The organism is Stenotrophomonas sp. GD03958 (genome assembly GCF_029839005.1).
In the GTDB taxonomy this organism is placed as follows: Bacteria; Pseudomonadota; Gammaproteobacteria; order Xanthomonadales; family Xanthomonadaceae; genus Stenotrophomonas; species Stenotrophomonas hibiscicola.
In genome coordinates, this window is sequence record NZ_JAOBZT010000072.1 from 1 (window position 1) to 20104 (window position 20104).

At 68.0% G+C, this 20104-nt stretch carries 21 protein-coding genes and 1 pseudogene; 14 read left to right on the top strand and 8 right to left on the bottom strand.

The genetic code is table 11. The features are described 5' to 3' along the window. The 5 genes from N5C25_RS17015 to N5C25_RS17035 form a co-directional block, all read left to right on the top strand. A partial coding sequence (locus tag N5C25_RS17015) for a hypothetical protein (RefSeq protein WP_279937388.1) occupies window positions 1–648 on the top strand: 648 nt, incomplete at its 5' end. 51 nt (window positions 649–699) lie between these two features. Continuing rightward, a complete protein-coding gene (locus N5C25_RS17020; protein WP_251102852.1) occupies window positions 700–1422 on the top strand; it encodes a DUF6348 family protein in 723 nt (240 codons plus the stop codon). 95 nt (window positions 1423–1517) lie between these two features. After that, complete coding sequence (locus N5C25_RS17025) at window positions 1518–2078, top strand: nucleoside deaminase (protein WP_005415358.1); 561 nt, start codon at window positions 1518–1520, stop codon at window positions 2076–2078. Beyond that, window positions 2062–3129, top strand: coding sequence for a 23S rRNA (cytidine(2498)-2'-O)-methyltransferase RlmM (gene rlmM, locus N5C25_RS17030; RefSeq protein ID WP_058980379.1), 1068 nt, complete (start codon window positions 2062–2064; stop codon window positions 3127–3129). Before N5C25_RS17025 ends, rlmM begins: the two co-directional genes overlap by 17 nt. Window positions 3130–3177: 48 nt before the next feature. Continuing rightward, complete coding sequence (locus N5C25_RS17035) at window positions 3178–3573, top strand: hypothetical protein (RefSeq protein ID WP_058980380.1); 396 nt, start codon at window positions 3178–3180, stop codon at window positions 3571–3573. Between the two features lie 143 nt (window positions 3574–3716). On the opposite strand, the gene N5C25_RS17040 is transcribed toward N5C25_RS17035, so the two are convergent. Continuing rightward, complete coding sequence (locus N5C25_RS17040; RefSeq protein WP_251102851.1) at window positions 3717–4898, bottom strand: UbiH/UbiF family hydroxylase; 1182 nt, start codon at window positions 4896–4898, stop codon at window positions 3717–3719. Further along, window positions 4895–6103: a 2-octaprenyl-6-methoxyphenyl hydroxylase gene (gene ubiH, locus N5C25_RS17045; RefSeq protein WP_058980382.1), complete on the bottom strand. Its 1209-nt coding sequence runs from the start codon at window positions 6101–6103 to the stop codon at window positions 4895–4897. The genes N5C25_RS17040 and ubiH overlap by 4 nt, the downstream gene beginning before the upstream one ends. Window positions 6104–6210: 107 nt before the next feature. Between ubiH and N5C25_RS17050 the strand changes: the two genes are divergently transcribed. From N5C25_RS17050 to N5C25_RS17090, 9 genes and pseudogenes are all read left to right on the top strand, one after another. Further along, window positions 6211–6795 carry a hypothetical protein gene (locus tag N5C25_RS17050; RefSeq protein WP_251102850.1) on the top strand — a complete coding sequence of 195 codons (585 nt, stop codon included), beginning with the start codon at window positions 6211–6213 and terminating at the stop codon, window positions 6793–6795. Between the two features lie 10 nt (window positions 6796–6805). Then, window positions 6806–7360, top strand: a complete 555-nt coding sequence (locus tag N5C25_RS17055; protein ID WP_279937392.1) for a cob(I)yrinic acid a,c-diamide adenosyltransferase — start codon at window positions 6806–6808, stop codon at window positions 7358–7360. Between the two features lie 7 nt (window positions 7361–7367). Continuing rightward, window positions 7368–8306: a histone deacetylase family protein gene (locus N5C25_RS17060; protein ID WP_279937398.1), complete on the top strand. Its 939-nt coding sequence runs from the start codon at window positions 7368–7370 to the stop codon at window positions 8304–8306. Continuing rightward, complete coding sequence (gene lptD / locus N5C25_RS17065; RefSeq protein WP_279937394.1) at window positions 8303–10897, top strand: LPS-assembly protein LptD; 2595 nt, start codon at window positions 8303–8305, stop codon at window positions 10895–10897. Before N5C25_RS17060 ends, lptD begins: the two co-directional genes overlap by 4 nt. Then, window positions 10894–12225, top strand: a pseudogene (locus N5C25_RS17070) (peptidylprolyl isomerase); the annotation flags it as partial. The gene lptD and the pseudogene N5C25_RS17070, both read left to right, overlap by 4 nt. Window positions 12226–12243: 18 nt before the next feature. Further along, window positions 12244–13224 (top strand): 4-hydroxythreonine-4-phosphate dehydrogenase PdxA, encoded by a 981-nt coding sequence (gene pdxA, locus N5C25_RS17075; protein WP_019661120.1) that lies wholly within the window; start codon window positions 12244–12246, stop codon window positions 13222–13224. After that, entirely contained in the window at window positions 13221–14024 is an 804-nt protein-coding gene (rsmA, locus tag N5C25_RS17080) for a 16S rRNA (adenine(1518)-N(6)/adenine(1519)-N(6))-dimethyltransferase RsmA (RefSeq protein WP_058980385.1), read from the top strand. Before pdxA ends, rsmA begins: the two co-directional genes overlap by 4 nt. Window positions 14025–14037: 13 nt before the next feature. Next, entirely contained in the window at window positions 14038–14421 is a 384-nt protein-coding gene (gene apaG / locus N5C25_RS17085) for a Co2+/Mg2+ efflux protein ApaG (RefSeq protein ID WP_005412297.1), read from the top strand. 15 nt (window positions 14422–14436) lie between these two features. Beyond that, the gene (locus N5C25_RS17090) at window positions 14437–15459 is read left to right on the top strand and encodes a symmetrical bis(5'-nucleosyl)-tetraphosphatase (RefSeq protein WP_058980386.1); all 1023 of its coding nucleotides are present in this window, start codon (window positions 14437–14439) and stop codon (window positions 15457–15459) included. A 323-nt stretch (window positions 15460–15782) separates the two neighbouring features. Here N5C25_RS17090 and N5C25_RS17095 read toward each other — a convergent pair whose 3' ends face one another. The 6 genes from N5C25_RS17095 to N5C25_RS17120 are packed head-to-tail and all read right to left on the bottom strand — an operon-like array spanning window position 15783 to window position 20015. Next, a complete protein-coding gene (locus N5C25_RS17095) occupies window positions 15783–16274 on the bottom strand; it encodes a dihydrofolate reductase (protein ID WP_058980387.1) in 492 nt (163 codons plus the stop codon). 5 nt (window positions 16275–16279) lie between these two features. Continuing rightward, window positions 16280–17074: a thymidylate synthase gene (locus N5C25_RS17100; protein WP_058980388.1), complete on the bottom strand. Its 795-nt coding sequence runs from the start codon at window positions 17072–17074 to the stop codon at window positions 16280–16282. Further along, window positions 17071–17958, bottom strand: a complete 888-nt coding sequence (lgt, locus tag N5C25_RS17105) for a prolipoprotein diacylglyceryl transferase (protein ID WP_058980389.1) — start codon at window positions 17956–17958, stop codon at window positions 17071–17073. Before lgt ends, N5C25_RS17100 begins: the two co-directional genes overlap by 4 nt. A gap of 51 nt (window positions 17959–18009) precedes the next feature. After that, a complete protein-coding gene (locus N5C25_RS17110) occupies window positions 18010–18504 on the bottom strand; it encodes a TPM domain-containing protein (protein WP_019661113.1) in 495 nt (164 codons plus the stop codon). Further along, the gene (locus tag N5C25_RS17115; protein ID WP_251102845.1) at window positions 18504–19391 is read right to left on the bottom strand and encodes a TPM domain-containing protein; all 888 of its coding nucleotides are present in this window, start codon (window positions 19389–19391) and stop codon (window positions 18504–18506) included. The genes N5C25_RS17110 and N5C25_RS17115 overlap by 1 nt, the downstream gene beginning before the upstream one ends. Window positions 19392–19394: 3 nt before the next feature. Further along, window positions 19395–20015 (bottom strand): LemA family protein, encoded by a 621-nt coding sequence (locus tag N5C25_RS17120; protein ID WP_012479189.1) that lies wholly within the window; start codon window positions 20013–20015, stop codon window positions 19395–19397. Window positions 20016–20104 lie beyond the last annotated feature (89 nt).

The window sequence follows — 20104 nt, forward strand, 5'->3', positions numbered from 1 at the left end:
ACCGCCCTTTCCGTCCTGCTCTGGTTCATCTCGCAGCATCCGCTGCTGACGTTCTTTGCAGCGATGGTGCTGGCCGGGCTGGTCTCGTGGTGGCGGCGCTTTCCGGGCTACGCCATCGTGGTGTTCCCGCTGGCGATGCTCAACATGTTCCTCGGCCACTTCCTCAACGCCACCTTCCTCAACATGGTGGGCGAGCGCGGTGAAGCGGTGATCGTCAAGGCCGAGCGGACCAGCTCCACGCTCAACGAACAGTACATCTGGCGCTACGAAGGGGTGCTGCGTACCGCCGAGGGCCGCGATGTGGACGTGGTGTTCCACACCAACACCGCCTCGCTGTGGCCGCTGGAAAACGCCATCCGCATCCCGGCGCGCGACCAGCCGTTCGTGGTCAAGTACACGCCGGGCTTCCCACGCAACTTCGTCATCCTCACCAATGAATCCCCGCACGGCGTCGCCCAGGCCCGGGCCAGCGCGCGCGAGCGGGTGGAGGTGGCGGCACGCAAGCTGCATTTCAGCCCGGGCAATGCCGAGTTCCGCGCGGACTATCGCCGCGAGCTGGAAACCTGGCTGCGCGATCACGGCAACGATCCGCAGCAGCAATCCGACGCGCAGCGATATCGCGCCGAGCTCGACGTGCTCGACCATTAGATTTTCCAGGCCCTGCCTGGATGTTCCACCCCATCCACCGACAGGCCTGACATGACCACGACCTCCGCTGCCCTCCTCCCGCTGCTGCAGCAGGTCCTTCAGGACGCCGGCACCGCCAGCCGCGTCGACGGCAACGCGCTGCTGCTGGACAGCGGCCTGCGCCTGACCCCGCATGCAATGGCCGCACACGCGCGCGACAACGGTGGTTGGCAGACCTCCACCGTCATTGAAAGCCAGCATCCGCAGTTGTTCGCCGATGGCCTGTTCGAGTACCAGCACGCAAATGGTGCCGATGAGCAGGCATCGCTGCTGTCCGGCTTCCAGGCCTGGGCCCGGGTGGACCTGGTGACCCTGCAGACCGCGATCGGCGCCCGAGACGCACAGGGCCTGCCGATGATGGGCCTGACCTATCCGGCCGGTGATAATGGCGAGGAACACGAGCGCACCGTGGTGCTGGGGCCGTTGGCGCACTACCGTGCACAGGAAGTGGATGCCTCCACCTGCAGCGAAGACGATCATGGCTCCTGCCCCTGCTGCCTGTTCACCCGCAGCATGGACGCCTTCGACGAGCTGCTGAAAGCCCGCCAATTCCTCGCCATCCGCCTGTTCGCCTCGCGCGATGCCGACGGCCTGTGCGAGGCCGATTGCCGGGTCAACGGTCACGACTTCGCTGCCGCCCTGCCGCTGCTGCGCGCCTACGCGGCCAGCTGGCCACGGGCCGGGCTGGAGTTCCGCAAGCAGTACGTGGTGATCCGCACTGGCTCGCCGGGCTGATCCACCGCCACACCCGGTACAGGCCGGTGCGGCTACACTGCGGGCCGGTTTCCCAAGCAACCGCACCTTCTTCCATCCTACGAGGCACCCCCGCGATGCTGTACGCGCAAGTCCACCTGACCCTTCCCGCCTGGATCCACGACCAGATCGACCTGGATCGTCGATATCCTGGCGACGAGGCCAAGGTCGCGCTGGCGATCGAGCTGTCGCGGCTGAACGTCGAGCACGCCAGCGGCGGCCCGTTCGGCGCCGTGGTGTTCGGTCCGGATGACAAGGTGATCGCCGCCGGCGTGAACCGGGTGATGCCGCACGCAACCTCGCTGGCGCACGCCGAGAACATGGCCTACATGCTGGCCCAGCAGCGCCTGCAGACCCCGCGCCTGAACGCGGTGCTGTCGCCGGTCACCCTGGCCACCAGCTCGCAGCCCTGCTGCCAGTGCTACGGCGCCACCGTCTGGGCCGGCATCGACCGGCTGCTGATCGGTGCCAGTGCGGCCGACGTCGAGGAACTGACGCCGTTCGACGAAGGCCCGCTGCCGGCCGACTGGGTGGGCGAACTCAACAAGCGTGGCATCGAAGTGGTACAGGGCCTGAACCGCGACGCCGCGCGCAGCGTGCTGCGCGCCTATGGGGAAAGCGATGGCGCCCGTTACTGAGACCGGCATCGGCCTGCTGTGCCTGTGCCGGCAGGGCTTCGAGCCCGAGCTGGCCGGCGAGCTGCAGTTCCGCGCCGGTGAAGCCGGTTTCGCAGGTTATGCGCGTACCCAGCGCAATGACGGCTACGTGCTTTTCATGTGCGACGAAGCCGCCGCGCTGGCGCCGCGCCTGCGCTGGCGCGAGCTGATCTTCGCGCGGCAGAAGCTGGTCGTGCTGGCCGAGCTGCCGCAGCTGGACCCGAGCGATCGCATCACCCCGATGCTGGAGGTGCTGGCCGATGCGCCGCGCTTCGGCGACCTATGGGTGGAGCACCCCGATTCGGACGCTGGCAAGCCGCTGTCCGGGCTGGCGCGAGCCTTTGGCAACGCGCTGCGCCCGGCGCTGCGCAAGGCCGGCAAGCTGACTGACAAGCCGAACAACCGCCTGCCGCGCCTGCACGTGGTGTTCGTCGACGGCACCCATGCCTTCGTCTGCGTGGCCGACCCGGCCGACAGCGCGCCGTGGGCACTGGGCATCCCGCGCCTGAAGCTGCTGCCCGAAGCGCCTTCGCGTTCGGCGCTGAAGCTGGACGAAGCCCTGCTGACCCTGCTGATGCCGGAGGAGCGTGAAGCGCTGGCCAAACCCGGCATGCGTGCGGCCGACCTGGGCGCCGCCCCCGGCGGCTGGACCTGGGTGCTGACACGCCAGCACATGCACGTTCTGAGCATCGACAACGGCCCGTTGCGCCAGCATGTGCTGGACACCGGCCTGGTCGAGCACCTGCGCGCCGATGGTTTCCACTGGCACCCCGAACAGCCGCTGGACTGGATGGTCTGCGACATGGTCGAGCAGCCGCGCCGCGTGGCCGAACGCATGGCCACCTGGTTCCGCGAAGGGTGGTGCAGGCACGCCATCTTCAATCTGAAGCTGCCGATGAAGAAGCGCTGGGACGAAACCCGCCTGTGCCTGGACCTGTTCCAGGACCAGGCCGGCACGCCGCTGGTGGTACGCGCCAAGCAGCTCTATCACGACCGTGAGGAGATCACGGTATTGGCCTCGCCGCTGCGCTGAGGAACATGCCCGCCGGGCATGGGCCCGGCGCTACCGAGGAAGGGAACCATGCGATACCACTCGCTCGCCATGTTGATCACCCTGCTGGCAGCCGCACCTGCCATTGCCCAGCAGCTGCCGCACACCCCTGCGCAGAGCCAGCCGCTGGGCCCCACCGGCGGCGCGATCCGCCAGCAACCGCTGGATGCGGGCCGGGTCAGCGGCAGCGTCGAGATTCCGCAGCAGGCCGGCGAGGCACAGGTGACCGTGCGCTCGCTGGAACCAAGCAGCGTGGTTGGCCAGTACCGCATCCACTTCGCTGCGCTGGATGTGAACGGCGATGGTTTCATCAGCCGCGAGGAAGCGCAGGCGAATCCGGCGCTGGCCGATGAGTTCAATGCGTTGGACGTGAAGCGTCGCGGCAAGCTGGATCGTGCAGACCTGGCCGGCTGGCTGGTCGACTGAAAAAGGGGACGGAGGGGATTAAGTCGTTTGTGGCACAAACGACTTAATCCCCTCCGTCCCCTTTTTTGATCCAGCGCGATCTTCATCCACGCATGGCGTGGATCTACTGACGTCGGGCACCCACCAGAGCGGTTTGCATTCTGCTACACCCCGGCGGCGCGCTTCCAGAATGCCTGCACCAGCGGCGGCCATTTGCCGACGCAGCCCAGCGCGCGGCCGCGGGCCAGGGTCAGGTGCATTTCGTCGTTGGAAAACAGGCGGTTGATAGCATCGAAGCTGTAGGCGGCGATGTGGTTGTCGCTGCGCCGTTCGCGTGCCCAGCGCTGCAGGCGCTGCGGCGACAGCCGCGGCTGGCCGCGGCGCTCGGCCGACGGCGCCAGCCACTGCTGCAGGGCAGCGACATCGCGCAACCCCAGGTTCACGCCCTGCCCGGCCAGCGGGTGCACCACATGCGCGGCATCGCCCAGCGCCAGCACGCGGCCGGCGACGTAGTGACGGGCCAGCTGGCGGCGCAGCGGGAATGCTGCACGCGGTGATGCCAGTCGCAGCTCACCCAGGCGCGCCGCGAAGGCGCGGGTCAGTTCGCGGTTGAAGCTGTCCTCGTCCAACGCCAGCACGCGAGCCGCCTCGTCCTCGGGCAGGGTCCAGACGATCGAGCTGCGGCGCTCGGCCACCGGCAGCAGCGCCAGCGGTCCGCTCGGCAGGAAACGCTGCCAGGCCGTGGCCTGGTTGGGAAGATCGCTGTCCACGTAGGCCACCACGCCACGCTGGTGGTAGTCATGCTTTTCAACCTCGATCCCGGCCAGTTGGCGCAGGGTCGATTCGGCGCCGTCGGCGGCTACCGCCAACGCCGCTTCCAGGCGACGACCGTCATCCAGGCGCAGGCGCACGCCGTCCTCGTCCTGCTCCAGCGCGTCCACCCGTGCCGGGCAATGCAGCTGCACGCCCGCCGCCGGCAACGCCGCCCACAGGCGGTCCTGCAGCAGGCCGTTCTCGACGATGTAGCCCAGTTCACGACGGCCGAAGCGATCGGCATCGAACAGCAGATCTTCGCCACCGGCCGCATCCCACACCTGCATGCGCCGGTAGGGCCAGGCACGGGCCTGGGCGATCGCCGGCCACACGCCGAGGCGGTTCAACAGCTGCACGTTGTCGGCGGCAAAGGCGAACACGCGCAGGTCCGGCTGCGCAACCTGCCACGGCGCGGGCTCACGACCTTCCACCAACGCCACCGACAGGCCGGCATCGGCCAGCGCCAGCGCGCACGCGGCACCGACCACGCCACCGCCGACGATGGCCACATCCAGGCGCGCGCGGCGGCTCATGCGGTTTCTCCACGGCACAGCCGCGGTACTTCGCCACGGAAGCCCATCGCACCACCGACCAGCATCGACTGCACCGAGGCGCGTTGTGCGGCCACCAGACCGAGGCTGCGCAGCGGCCGCATCAGTGGCGCCGGGTTGCTGGTCAGCCGTGCCAGGCCGCCGGAGAACGCCACCGTCTGCCGGCGGTCTTCCTCGCGGCGTGCAACATAGGCCTGCAGCAATGCATCACTGCCGGCATCCTCATGCGCATTCTCCAGCAGTTCGGCCAGGGTCAGCGCATCGCGCAGGCCCAGGTTGAAGCCCTGCGCACCCAGCGGATGGATGGTCTGCGCGGCATTGCCAAGCAGCACCGCGCGCTCTCCGGCCAGCGCGCGCGCCAGCACCTGGATGAGCGGATAAGCACTGCGCGGGCCGGATTCGAGCAGCCGGCCTGCGCGCCAGCCGATCGCGTCCTGCAGGCGTTGCAGCCAGGCCGCATCGTCCAGCGCCATCACCGCATCGGCCTGGTCGCGCGCAACGCCGTGCACGGTGCCGAAGTGACGATCGCCACGCGGCAGCAGCGCAGTCGGGCCGGTATCGGTGAACCGCTCCCAGGCGGTGCCATCCGGTGCGCGCTGGCTGCGCACCCGGGCGACGAACAGGGTCTGCTGGAAATCGTGGCGATCGACCTCGATGCCCAGCGCGTCGCGCACTCCACTGGTGGTGCCATCGGCACCGATCACCAGTTGTGCCAACAATACGCGCTCGCCAGCGTCGTCGGCCACCCGCACCTGGCGGTAGCCGCCGACCACCTCGCCCAGGCCCAGGAACCGCGTCGGCCGGTAACGCCGCAGCCGCGGCAGTTCCTGCAGGCGCGCTTCCAGCGCCTGGCCGAAATCGCGCGCGACCACCACCTGGCCGAACCAGGGCCGGTCGTAATCGGCCGCTTCGAGCTGCACGCGGCCGAAATCGCCGGCACGGCTGACATGGATGCGACGTATCGGGCCCGGGGCCATCGCCAGCTTCTGCATCACCCCCAGCGCGGTCAGGGCGTTGACGGTGGCAGCGGCGAAACTGAGATTGCGCTGGTCGAACACCGCAGGCAGCCCGCCGGCCGGGCTGGCCTCGAGCAGGCCCACGTCGCGGCCCAGCCGGTCCAGGGCGATGGCCAGGCTGGCACCCACCAGGCCACCACCGACAATCAGCACGTCATGTCGTTCACTCATGTGTTCATGATACGCGCTCGTCCCGACTGTACGCCGAACGGGCGGCGCCTGCGCCAACCGGCGCGGCGGGCTAGAATGAAACCTGAATCCGCTCCGGGCCCGCTGCCATGTCCGCCACCGCCAACCGCGCCTTCGTCCTGTCCGTCCTCGTGCTGTTGCTGGCGGCGACCCGGGTCAACCACTTCGCGGCGATCCCCGATGCCTCCTGGGCGGTGTTCTTCATCGGTGGCTTCTATCTGGCCACGTGGACACGCTGGGCGTTTCCGCTGCTGATGGTATTCGCGGTGCTGGTGGACTGGATCGTGATCCGCAGCAGCGGACTGGATTTCTGGCAGCACTACTGCGTGTCGCCGGGTTACTGGCTGCTGCTGCCGGCCTACTTCTCGTTGTGGGCCGGCGGCATGCTGCTGGGCCGCAATTACCAGGGCGCACGCTGGCCGGTGCTGGCCAAGGGTGCGTTGCTGCTGGTGGCCTCGGTGGCGGTCTGCCACCTGCTGGCGCAGGGCGGTTTCTACTGGACCAGCCGTAACGTGGCCGAGCCGACCCTGGCCGGCTGGGCACAGAACTACGCGCAGTGGTTCGGGCCCTACCTGCGCACTACGGCGATCTATGTGGCGCTGGCCGCTGCCCTGCAGCTGGCCGTGGAGCAGGTGTTGAAGCTCCAGCAGGCCCGCCGCGACATCCGCCACTGAGCCGCGCGCCATGGGTCATCGCCTCTCGCGCATTTACACCCGCACCGGCGACGACGGCAGTACCGGCCTTGGCGACGGCCAACGCGTGGCCAAGGATGACGCCCGCGTGGCGTCCTTCGGTACCGTCGACGAGGCCAACGCCGCGCTCGGCCTGCTGCTGGCCGCGCCCCTGCCCGAGGATGTACGCGCGCTGGTGGTGCATCTGCAGCACCAGCTGTTCGATCTGGGCGCCGAGCTGTGCATTCCCGGCCACGCCGCGATCCATGCCGCCGACGTCTCGGCCTTGGAGCAGCAGCTGGACCATTACAACGCCAACCTCCCGATGCTGAAGGAATTCATCCTGCCGGCCGGCGGCGAAGCTGCCGCGCGCTGCCATCTGGCCCGCACCATCGTCCGCCGCGCCGAGCGCGAGACGGTCACCCTGGCCCGCCACGAGGCCGTCCGCAGCGAGGCGCTGCAATACCTCAACCGGCTGTCGGACCTGCTGTTCGTGCTGGCCCGGGTGCTGGCCCGCGCCGACGGCCATGGCGAAGCGCTGTGGCAGCCACGGCAGCGCCAGCGCTGAGTCGGCGATGCTGGTCTATTCCCACCCGTCCTGCCTGCTGCATGACCCCGGTCCCGGCCATCCCGAATGCCCGCAACGGCTGCAGCAGGTGCTGGACGCGCTGCACACCGCCTTCCCCGGCCAGCTGGACTGGCGCGAGGCACCGCCGGCAAAGTTCGGCGAACTGACCCGGGTCCACGACAGCGCCCTGCTCGACTTCGTGCTGCAGCCGCAGACCGCACCGCTGCGCCAGCTGGACATGGACACCTGGACCTCGCCGGGCTCGGCCAGCGCCGCCGTGCACGCCGCCGGTGCCGGCGTCGCCGCAGTCGATGCGGTGATGCTGGGCGAGGACCCTCTGGCCTTCTGCGCGGTACGCCCACCGGGCCACCACGCCACCAGCAGCACCGCCATGGGCTTCTGCCTGCTGAACAACATCGCCATCGCCGCCGCCCATGCCCGCGACCGCCATGGCCTGGAACGGATCGCGGTGGTCGATTTCGACGTGCACCACGGCAATGGCACCCAGGACATCTTCCAGCATGACGCCCGGGTTTCGTACTACAGCACCCACCAGGCCGGGCTGTTCCCCAATTCCGGCCTGCGCCGCGACCGCGGTGCCGGCAACCTGATGAACATCCTGCTGCCGCCGGGAAGCGGCGGCTTCCGCTTCCGCAACGTCTGGGCCGACGAAATGCTGCCGGCCATCGACGACTTCCGCCCGCAGCTGCTGCTGATCTCGGCCGGCTTCGATGCCCACCTGCGTGATCCACAGGCGGACCTGATGCTGGAGACCGACGATTTCGCCTGGATCACCGGTGAGCTGCACGCGCTGGCACGCCGCCACGCGGCTGGCCGGGTGGTGTCGATGCTGGAGGGCGGCTATGACCTGCAGGCCCTGGCCGAGTGCAGCGTGGCCCATGTCCAGGCCCTGCTTACGACATCCGCCGGCACCTCCGCCGGATGAACCCGAACCGGCAGGCTCCGGCGTCCTTCATTGCCCCTATGCAAGGGATGGGGCAAGCTACCGTCCGTTTTCGCCCGAATCCGAACCGCGTGCGCCGAGCCCTCCGCCTGCTTCCCCTGCCTCTGAGCATCGCCATCAGCCTTCCGGCAATGGCTGATGATAAGCCGCTCAACTGGGGCCTGTGCCCGGCCACCGACGTCATTCCCGCGTTCACCGACGCCCCCACGCCGGTCCCGGGCCAGGACAAGGCTGCCGCTGCGGCCGCCCGCGAGAACCAGCCGACCGACATCGAAGGCGACCAGCTGCTGGGTACCACCACCGTGCCGCAGTACGAGGGCAACGTGGCGCTGCGCCGGGGCGACCAGTTCGTCGGTACCGACAAGCTCAGTTTCGACACCGAGACCGGCAACTACATCGCCGACGGCAATGTCCGCTACCAGGACGGGTCGATCCGGATGGTCGCCAAGCGCGCCGAAGGCAACCAGGAAAGCGACACCCACAAGATCACCGACATCAAGTACCAGCTGGTGTCGCGCCGCGGCAACGGCGATGCCGAGTCGGTCGACCTGCAGGGCGCGGTCGGCCAGATGCACCGCTCCACCTACACCACCTGCGACCCGTCACAGCCGGTGTGGAAGCTGTCGGCGCCGCAGATCGAAGTGGACAACGACGAGGGCTTCGGCACCGCCCGCAACGCCGTGCTGCGGATCGGCAAGGTGCCGGTGCTGTGGGCGCCGTACTTCAAGTTCCCGATCGATGACCGCCGCAAGACCGGCCTGCTGTTCCCGCAGCTGGGCATGTCCGGCCGCAACGGTTTCGACTACGCGCAGCCGATCTACTTCAATCTGGCGCCGAACTACGACGACACGTTGACCCCGCGCTACATGAGCCGGCGCGGCCTGCTGCTCGACAACGAGTTCCGCTACCTCTACAACGGCGGCCGTGGCGAGGTGCTGACCAGCTACATGCCCAGCGACAGGCTGCGTGACCGCGACCGCGGCCGGGTGATGTTCGACGGCTACCACAACGTGAACAGCCACTGGCAGGCCCGCGCCAACCTGGCCTGGGTGAGCGACGAGCGCTATGTCGAGGACTTCGCCAACCGCCTGGTGGGCGTGACCGCCTCCAACCTGCAGAGCACCATTGGCCTGTACGGCACCGGCCAGAACTGGACGGCCGGGATCATGGCCGACCGCTGGCAACTGACCGACTACACCCTCAACGAGAGCGCGCTGCCCTACAACCGCCAGCCGCGCCTGTATTTCAACTGGGACAAGCCGATCCTGCCGAGGCTGGAAACCGGCATTTACGCCGAGGCCGTGCGCTTCACCCACGACGACATCAACTTCAAGTACGGCGCCGATGCCGGTCCGGACCTGCAGTACACGCGCAATGGCGTCCAACAGAGATCCGGAATCGGTGTGAGCGGTGGTTCGCGCTTGGACGTGAAGCCGTACGTGTCGTTCCCCATCAGCGGCGCGGCCTGGTACATCACGCCGACCCTGGCGTATCGGTATACGGCCTACCAGCTCGATCGCGGCCTGGTCGACGGCGTGAATGGCATCCGGGGCCAGATTCTGCGCTCGCAGGGCATCGACCCGACCACCGCCACCCCGGAACAGCTGCGCGGCAACACCTCGCCCAGCCGCAGCCTGCCGATCGGCAGCATCGACGCCGGCCTGTTCTTCGACCGCGAGACCAGCATCCGCGGCAAGTCCTTCCTGCAGACGCTGGAGCCGCGCCTGTTCTACCTGCGCACGCCGTACCGCAACCAGGACGAACTGCCGATCTTCGACACCCGTGACTTCACCTTCAGCTGGGGCCAGCTGTTCCGCGATTCGCGCTACACCGGCGCCGACCGCCAGAACGATGCCAACCAGCTGACCCTGGCACTGAGTACCCGTTTCATCGACCAGACCACCGGCAAGGAGCGGTTCTCGGCCTCGATCGGCCAGATCCAGTACTTCGACGAGTCGCGGGTGACCGTCACGCCGGGCGGCGCGCCGGTAGAGAAGGGCAAGTCGGCGTGGATCGCCGACGGCAACTACATGATCAACGACCGCTGGACCCTGGGCGCCACCTACCAGTGGGACCCGAAGTACAAGCGCGAGGATCTGGCCAGCGTCCGCGCCCGCTACCTGATGCCCAACGATGGCGTGATCAACCTGAGCTACCGCTACCGCATCAACGCCGGCGCCCCGGCGACGGCCAACAAGCATGACCGCACCCTGCTGGAGCAGGCTGACCTGTCGTTCCTGTACCCGCTGAATGCGCGCTGGAGCCTGGTCGGTCGCTATTACTACTCGCTGCAGGACAAGGAGCCGCTGGAAATCATCGGCGGCGTGCAGTGGGACAGCTGCTGCCTGGCCGTGCGCGTGGTCGGCCGCCGCTACGTCCGCAATCGCGAGGGCGAGATGAACAATTCCATCCAGGTGGAGTTCGTCCTGAAGGGCCTGAGCTCCATCGGCCAGGACACGGACCGCACCCTGCGCCGTGCTATCCTCGGCTACAACCGCGACGACCTCTATCTCGTGCCGCCCAGCAACACCGGGGTGACCCGCGATGACTACGATCCGAATCAGATCCCATGACCAAGCGCTTCCCCGTTCTTCTCGCCTCCCTGCTGGCGGTGTCCAGCGTGTCCGCCCCCCTGCAGGTGCTCGCGCAGGAGGCGCAGCCGTTGGACCGCATTGCCGCCGTCGTCGACGAGGACGTGATCCTGCAGAGCGAGCTCCAGCGTGCGATCGCCAACATCAAGGCGCAGTACGCGGGCCGTGAAAACCAGCTGCCGCCGGAAGACGTGCTCAGCCGCCAGGTGCTCGAGCGACTGGTGCTGGTCAAGCTGCAGGTCGCCCGCGCCCAAGGCAGCGGCATCCGCGTCAGCGACCAGGAGCTGAACCAGGCGATGAATGCCATCGCCCAGCAGAACGGCTCGGACCTGGATGCACTGCGCCAGCGCCTGGCCCACGACGGCATCGATTTCAACGATTTCCGTGCTTCAGTGCGCGATGAAATCACTGTGCAGCGCCTGCGCCAGAGCTTCGCGCAGAGCCGCATCAGCGTCAGCGAGGGTGAAGTGGACGCCGCGCTGAAGCAGCAGGCCACGGTGGGCAACCAGTACCACCTGGCACACATCCTGATCGCCCTGCCCGACGGCTCCAACGCCGACCAGATCGCCACCGGCCAGAAGAAGGCCGAGGGCGTGAAGGCCCTGCTGGACAAGGGTGAGCTGGACTTCAACGCTGCCGCCGTGCGTTATTCGGACAGCCCGAACGCGCTGGAAGGCGGCGATCTGGGCTGGCGCAGCCTGGATGAAATCCCGCAGGCCTTTGCCCAGCTGATGGAAAAGATGAAGCCGGGCGAAGTGGTCGGCCCGATCCGCGGCCCCAGCGGCTTCCAGTTGCTGAAGCTGGTGGAAGTGCGTGATGCCAGCGCCGCCAGCGGTGGCGCGCACACGGTCACCGAATACCACGGCCGCCACATCCTGGTGCGCGTGGACGATCACCAGACCGACGCTGCCGCCAAGGCCAAGATCGATACCCTGCGCGCCCGCATCGCCGGCGGCGCGGATTTCGAAACCGTGGCCAAGGAATCCTCCGAGGACAACAACAGCAAGGGCCAGGGCGGCGATCTGGGCTGGTTCCCGGTCGACGCGTTCGGTCCGGCGTTCGGCCAGCAGGTGGCCGGCATCCAGGACGGCGGCGTCAGCCAGCCGTTCCGCACCGATGCCGGTTGGCACATCGTGCAGCGCGTGGCCACCCGCCAGACCGACGTAACCAACGACAACCAGCGCGCCCAGATCCGCGAGACCATCGGCCGCCGCAAGCTGGAAGACGAGTACAACCGCTTCCTGCAGGAACTGCGTGGCGAAGCCTATGTCAGCTTCCGCAGCGGGGACCGCGCGGAAAATACCGCCACGCCGCCGCAGTCCTGACCGATGCGCCCCGAGCTCGCTCTGGTACCGGGCGAGCCCGCCGGGATCGGCCCGGAGCTGTGTGTCCGCCTCGTCCAGCAGCCGCGTGAAGATTGCCGGCTGCTGGCCTTCGCCGACCCGGATACCCTGCGCGCGGCCGCCGTCGCGCTGAACCTGCCCCTGCAGCTGCTGCCCGAGGACGCCGAAGCCCGCGCCCCGGGCGACCTGCGTGTGCGCGCGGTGGCCAATGCCATGCCCAGCCACTTCGGCCAGGCCGACCCGGCCAATGCCGGGGCCGTCATCGGCGCCCTGCTCGCTGCCGGCCAGGCCTGCCTGTCCGGCGAACTGCACGGCGTGGTCACCGGCCCGGTGCACAAGGCGGTCATCAACGAAGGCGGCATCGCCTACAGTGGCACCACCGAACTGCTGGCCGACCAGGCCGGGGTGAAGGTGGTGATGATGCTGGCCAACCCCATCGTGCGCGTGGCCCTGGCCACCACCCACCTGCCGCTGCGCGAGGTGGCCGATGCGATCACCGCGCCCAGCCTGGAACACACCCTTCGCACCGTGCACGCCGCGCTGTGCCGCGAGTTCGGCCTGCCCGCGCCACGCATCGCCGTGCTCGGCCTGAACCCGCACGCCGGCGAAGACGGCCATCTGGGCCGCGAGGAACTGGACCTGGTCATCCCGCTGCTGCAGCGCCTGCGCGCGGAGGGCATGGACCTGGTCGGGCCGCTGCCGGCCGATACCGCGTTCCTGCCGGCCAAGCTGGCCGGTTTCGACACCGTGCTGGCGATGTACCACGACCAGGGGCTGCCGGTGCTGAAGTACTCCGGTTTCGAGCAGGCGGTGAACCTGACCCTGGGCCTGCCCTACCCGCGCGTGGCGGTAGACCATGGCACCGCGCTGGACCTGGCCGGCCGCGGCATTGCCGATCCTTCCAGCCTGCAGGCGGCAACGACGCTGTGTGCGCAGCTTGCGCGGCAACGTACACTGAGCGCATGAATTCCCCGCATTCCCCCTCCGGCCCGGTGTTCACCGCACCGGCCAAGAAGCAGCTTGGCCAGCATTTCCTGGCCGATCGCCACTACATCGACAAGATCGTGATGGCGGTCAACCCGAAAGAAGGCGATCGCCTGGTCGAGATCGGTCCCGGCCAGGGCGCGATCACCCTGCCGCTGCTGCGCGTGCATCCGAAACTGACGGTGATCGAGTTCGACCGCGACCTGATTGCGCCGCTGACCGCCGCCGCCGAGCCGCTGGGCGAGCTGACCATCGTCCACCGCGACGTGCTGCGCGTGGACTTCACCGAGCTGGCTGCCGGCCAGCCGATCCGCCTGGTCGGCAACCTGCCCTACAACATCTCCTCGCCGATCCTGTTCCATGCACTGGAACATGCCGCGGTGATCCGCGACATGCACTTCATGCTGCAGAAGGAAGTGGTCGACCGCATGGCCGCCGGCCCCGGCAGCAAGGTGTACGGCCGCCTCAGCGTGATGCTGCAGGCCTATTGCCAGGTGACCTCGCTGTTCGTGGTGCCGCCGGGCGCGTTCCGGCCGCCGCCGAAGGTCGATTCGGCCGTGGTACGGCTGGTGCCGCGTGACCCGGCCGCGATCAACATCAACGACCACGCCCGTTTCGCCGAGGTGGTCAAGGCCGCCTTCGGGCAGCGCCGCAAGACCCTGCGCAATGCGCTCAACAACGTCGTGACGGCCGAGCAGTTCGTCGTCGCCGGCGTGCGCCCCGATGCCCGCGCCGAACAGCTGGATGTGGCTGAATTCATCGCTTTGGCCAATGCCTCCTGATTACACTGCCGGTATGGAAGACGCTGACGTTTACGCCATTTCCGTCGAAGTCGCACCGCGCTTCCTCGACGATCAATCCGCGCCGGAAGACGGACGCTATGCGTTCGCCTACACGATCCGCATCCACAACCAAGGGCGTGTTGCCGCGCGCCTGGTCGCACGCCACTGGCGCATCACCGATGCCAACGGCCGCGTCGAGCATGTCGATGGCGACGGGGTGATCGGCGAGCAGCCACGCCTGCGTCCCGGTGAAGACTTCCATTACACGTCCGGTGTCATGCTGGGGACCGATCACGGGACCATGCAGGGCCACTACGACATGGTCGCCGACGACGGCACCGAATTTGCCGCGCCGGTCGCACCTTTCGTGCTGGCCATCCCGCGTACCCTGCACTGACACGGAGGCCGGACGATGAGTGTGTGGGCGATCGGCGACCTGCAGGGCTGCTATGACGTCACCCAGCGGCTGCTGGAGAAGATCCGCTTCGACCCGGCGCAGGACACCCTGTGGTTCTGCGGCGACCTGGTCAACCGCGGTGGCCAGTCGCTGGAAACGCTGCGGCTGGTGCATTCGCTGCGCGGGCACAGCGTGGTGGTGCTGGGCAACCATGACCTTTCGCTGCTGGCCGTCGGTGCACGCACCGAAGAGGAACAGCGCAAGGTCAACCCGGACCTGCTGCGCATCGTGCAGGCCGAGGACCGCGACGAACTGCTGGACTGGCTGCGCCTGCAGAAGCTGGTGCACGTGGACCGCGAGCTGGGCTGGATGATGGTGCACGCCGGCCTGGCGCCGAAGTGGACCACGCAGATGGCCGAAAAGCATGCCGCCGAGGTCGAGGCGCAACTGCACGGTGCCGGCTACCGCAAGCTGTTCCGCAACATGTACGGCGACAAGCCGAGCTGGGCGCCGAACCTGTCCGGCTACGACCGTTCACGGGCGATCATCAATGTGCTCACCCGTATGCGCTACTGCACCCCGCGCGGGCGCATCGGCATCGAGGACAAGGGCACGCCGGGCACGCAGGAACAGGGACTGTACCCTTGGTTCGAAGTGCCCGGCCGGGTCGAGCGCGACCTGAAGATCGTCTGCGGCCACTGGTCGGCGCTGGGCCTGACCATCACCCAGGGCGTGCATGCCATCGACACCGGCGCAGTCTGGGGCGGCAAGCTGACCGCGATCCAGCTCGATACCGACGAACTGCGCGTGGTGCAGGTGCCGGGCCGCGATGTCCCCGCACCCGTGCCCAACGCACGCACGCCAGCGCGACCAGCACGCGAGCGCCCGGCTGCATCGGCGCAGGGCAGAGACGCGGGCGGGGCCAACGCCGCGGCCGCCAACCCGGGCAACCGTGGCCCGCGCCGTCGTCGTCGCCGTGGCGGCGGTGGGGGCGGCTCCGCAGGCCCTGGCAACAACGGGGCCCCGCCGCAGGCGTGACCTGATCGTTCCCGGCACCATGGACGGGTGCCGCTGCCCACTCCGGGCCCGGCCACCACCGGCGGTGGAAGCACCGCCCACGGTCCATCGCAGCCGTTGCGCGTCTTCGCCGCTGGGCGCAGCACGCGCGAAGAGGACCCGCGGTTTCAGCACGCCATCATCGGGCATTACCGGATGCCGTAGCGACAGCCCAGGTAGAGTCGACTGTCAGTGGACTATCGCGCGCAGCGCGGGTTTTTCGGGTGACCGCCGAGAGCAGTCGACTAACAGTCGACTCTACCCCGTCGATATCCCCGTCGGTGTTTTCGTTGGTATTTGCGCGATCAGCGGCGCACGTAATGCACGAAGCGGAACGCGTAGACGTGGCGTTCGTCGGCCGGGTGCGGCTCGCTGCTGACTTCCCGCCAGTCCTGCATGTCGACTTCGGGGAAATGGGTATCGGCACGCACTTCGGCATCGACCCAGGTCAGGTACAGGTCGCTGGCTTGGTCCAGCAGCTGGTGGAAGATCTCGCCGCCGCCGATGATGCACAGCTCGCTGGCGCCCTCGCCTTCGGCAATCGCCTTGGCCTCGTCCAGCGACGCCACCGCATGCATGCCCTCGAACGGCACCTGGCCGCTGCGGGTCAGCACCAGGTTGGTCCGTCCCGGCAGCACGCGGCCGATCGACTCGGCCGTCTTGCGCCCCATCAGGATCGGCTTGCCCAGGGTGAGCGCCTTGAAGTGCTTGAAATCATCCGGCAGGTGCCAGGGCATGGCATTGCCCTGGCCGATGCCACGGTTGCGGTCCAGCGCCACGATCATCGACAGCTTCATGGCACTCACACCGCCACCGGCGCCTTGATGGCCGGGTGCGGATCGTAACCGTCGATGCGGATGTCGTCGAACTGGAAGCCGAACAGGTCGGTCACCTCCGGGTTCAACCACAGCTTGGGCAGCGCGCGCGGTTCGCGCGCCAGCTGCTCGCGGGCCTGCTCGAAGTGGTTCGAGTACAGGTGCGCGTCACCCAGCGTGTGCACGAAGTCGCCCACTCCCAGGCCGGTGGCCTGCGCCACCATGTGGGTCAGCAGCGCATAGCTGGCGATGTTGAACGGCACGCCGAGGAAGATGTCGCCGCTGCGCTGGTAGAGCTGGCAGCTGAGCTTGCCGTCCACCACGTAGAACTGGAACAGGTTGTGGCACGGCATCAGCGCCATCTGCGAAAGCTCGCCCACGTTCCAGGCGCTGACCACCAGCCGGCGCGAATCGGGGTTGCGCTTGATCTCGTCCACCAGCCACTGCATCTGGTCGATCTCGCGGCCATCGGCGGTGGCCCAGCTGCGCCACTGCTTGCCGTAGACCGGGCCGAGGTCGCCGTTCTCATCGGCCCACTCGTCCCAGATACGTACCTGGTTGTCCTTCAGGTAGCCGATGTTGGTATCACCCTTCAGGAACCACAGCAGCTCGTGGATGATCGAGCGCAGGTGCAGCTTCTTGGTGGTGACCAGCGGGAAGCCTTTGTTGAGGTCGAAGCGCATCTGCCAGCCGAACACGCTGCGGGTGCCTGTGCCGGTACGATCACTCTTCTCCGCGCCATGTTCCAGCACATGCGCAAGCAGATCCAGGTAGGCCTTCATGCCTTGCCCTCCGCAGCCATCACCGGTTGCGGCTGCAGCACCGGTGCGCGGCGCGACATCACCAGCAGCACCAGGCCGAAGGCGATCAGCGGCAGGCTGAGGATCTGGCCACGGGTCAGCCAGTCGAAGGCCACGTAGACGCCGTTGTCGGGCATGCGCACGAACTCCACCGCGAAGCGGAACAGGCCGTACATCAGCGCGAACAGGCCGCCCACCAGGTAACGGTGGCGCGGCTTGGCCGACACGGCCCACAGCACCACGAACATCACCAGGCCTTCCAGGAAGGCTTCATACAACTGCGACGGATGGCGCGCGAACTGGTTCAGCGCGCCGGTGGCGAACTGCGCCTGCAGGGTCGCGTGGTCCAGCTGGTTCAGCGGCGCCGGCAGGCCCGACGGGAACACCACGCCCCACGTGCCGTCGGTGTACTTGCCCCACAGCTCGGCGCCGATGAAGTTGCCGATGCGACCAAAACCCAGGCCCAGCGGCACCAGCGGCGCCATGAAATCCATGGTGTCGAAGAAGTGCAGGCGGTGCTTGCGCGACCACCACCAGCAGGCGCCCAGCACGCCCAGCAGGCCGCCGTGGAAGCTCATGCCGCCATCCCATACCTTGAACAGCAGCAGCGGGTTGTGCAGGAAATCGCCCAGCGCGTAGAACAGCATGTAGCCGATGCGCCCGCCCAGCACCACGCCGAGCATGGCGTAGAACAGCAGGTCGGAGAAGCCGTTGGCGTCGACGCCCGGCAGGCGACCGGCGGCGATGCGCGTGCGTCCCAGCAGCCAGGCAGCGGTGAAGCCCAGCAGGTACATGATGCCGTACCAATGCACCTTGATCGGCCCCAGCGAGAGGGCGATGGGGTCGATGTCGTGGAAATAGATCATGGAAGGTGCCTTGCGGTTGAACGCCTATTCTCGGGCCAGTGCCGCCCCGGCTCAACCAAGAAGCTGGGGCGAGTTCGGCAACGCGTCATCGTTCGACCGCGTCGAGGCCGGGAAGTGCCCTTCGATCAGGCTGGAAACCTCGTCGATGGCATCCTGCAGCGCTTCCACCGGATTGGAACCACGCAGGCCCTCGCGCAGATGGGTGCAGACCCGCTGCCACTGCGCCGGGCTGACCCGGCCGTGCAGGCCGCGGTCGGCGACGATCTCGATGGCATGGTCGGCCAGCAGCAGGTAGATCAGCACGCCGTTGTTGTGGGCGGTATCCCAGGTGCGCAGGCGTGCGAAGGCATGCTCGGCGGCCTGCCTCGGGGTGACCTTGTGCCACAACGCGGACAGAGGCAGATCGGCCTCCACAGCGAACATCACCTGACCGCCGTGGCGCTGCTCACCGGCGGCGATGGCCTCGGTGATCGCCTGCAGCGTGGCTGGCGGGAACGCGCGACGTACCGACGGCGAACATACATGGCGGAACAGACGTTGGATCATCACCAGCCTCCCGAAGCACCACCGCCACCGGAACGGCCACCGCCGCCGCCCCAGCCGCCTCCGCCGCCGAATCCACCGCCTCCGCCAAAACCGCCCCCGCCGCCCCAGCTGCCACCGCCCCAGCCTCCGCCACCGGCGAAGCGCCCCGGATGCCCGGAGAGCATCGCCACGATCAGGCCGACCACGCCTGCCAGGCCACTGGCCAGCAGGGTGGAGGTGAACAGGAACGCCGCCACGGCTGCGCCGGCACCGCCGAGCAGGCCACGCAGCGGGCGTGGCACGCGCGAAAACACGCCGCGCAGGATGCTGCCGGCGAATACACCGATGAACAGCGCTAGAAACCAGGTATCGCCGCCGCCACCCGGCTCGCGCCCACGATGGCCACTGACCGGTGCGGGCAGCGTTTCGCCATCGATCAGCTTGACCAGCACCGCGGTGGCATCGGTGATGCCCCCGGCGTAGTCGCCACTGCGGAAGCGTGGCACCAGGTACTCCTGGATGACCCGGTTGGCGATGGCATCGGGAATCGCGCCTTCCAGGCCGTAGCCCGGCTCGATGCGCACGCGCCGGTCGTCCTTGGCCACCACCAGCAGCACCCCGTCATCCACGCCCTTGCGGCCGATCTGCCACTGGTCGAAGACCCGCGTGGTGTACTGGGCGATGTCTTCCGGCTGGGTGGTGGGTACCACCAGCACCTGCAGCTGGCTGCCCTTGCGCTGCTGAAGGTCAAGCGCCTGCTGTACCAGCACCTGCTTCTGCGAGGCATCCAGCGTGCCGGTGGTGTCGACCACCGGCGAATCCAGCGCCGGAACCGGCGCCAGCTGCTGGGCGTGCGATGCCAGCGGCAGCCATAGCAGCAGGGCCAGCAGCGCAGTGGCCAGGCGCATGGGTCAGTGGCCCGGCTGCGGTGCCGGCTGCTGCTGCGGCGCGCTGCCGAAATCGACCGCCGGCGCGTTGGAGATCTGCGCTTCGTTTTCCACGGTGAAGTTCGGCTTGGTCTTGTAGCCGAAGATCTTGGCGGTGATCACCTGCGGGAACGAGCGGATATAGGTGTTGTAGTCCTGCACCTGCTGGATGTAGCGGCCACGGGCGACGGTGATGCGGTTTTCAGTGCCTTCCAGCTGGGCCTGCAGGTCGCGGAAGTTCTGGTCCGACTTCAGCACCGGGTAGTTCTCGGTGACCACCAGCAGCCGCGACAGCGCGCTACCCAGTTCGCCCTGGGCCTGCTGGAACTGCTTGAGCGAGGCTTCGTCATCGGCGTTGACGTTGATCTGGCCGACACGCGAGCGGGCGTTGGTGACTTCGGTCAGCACGCGCTCTTCCTGGCTGGCAAAGCCCTTCACCGTCTGCACCAGGTTGGGCACCAGGTCGGCGCGCCGCTTGTACTGGTTGAGCACTTCGGACCAGCTGGCCTTGACCGCCTCATCCTTCTGCTGGATGGCGTTGTAGCCGCAGCCGGACAGCAGGGAGGCCAGCAGCATCAGGGGCAGGACACGGGTGAACAGGCGCATGGCGGAGGTTCCGGGTGGACTGGGCACCGAGCATGCCACGGATGGGGTGAAAGATCGGCCATCGGGCGCCGCCCCCTCCGCGGTGTGGT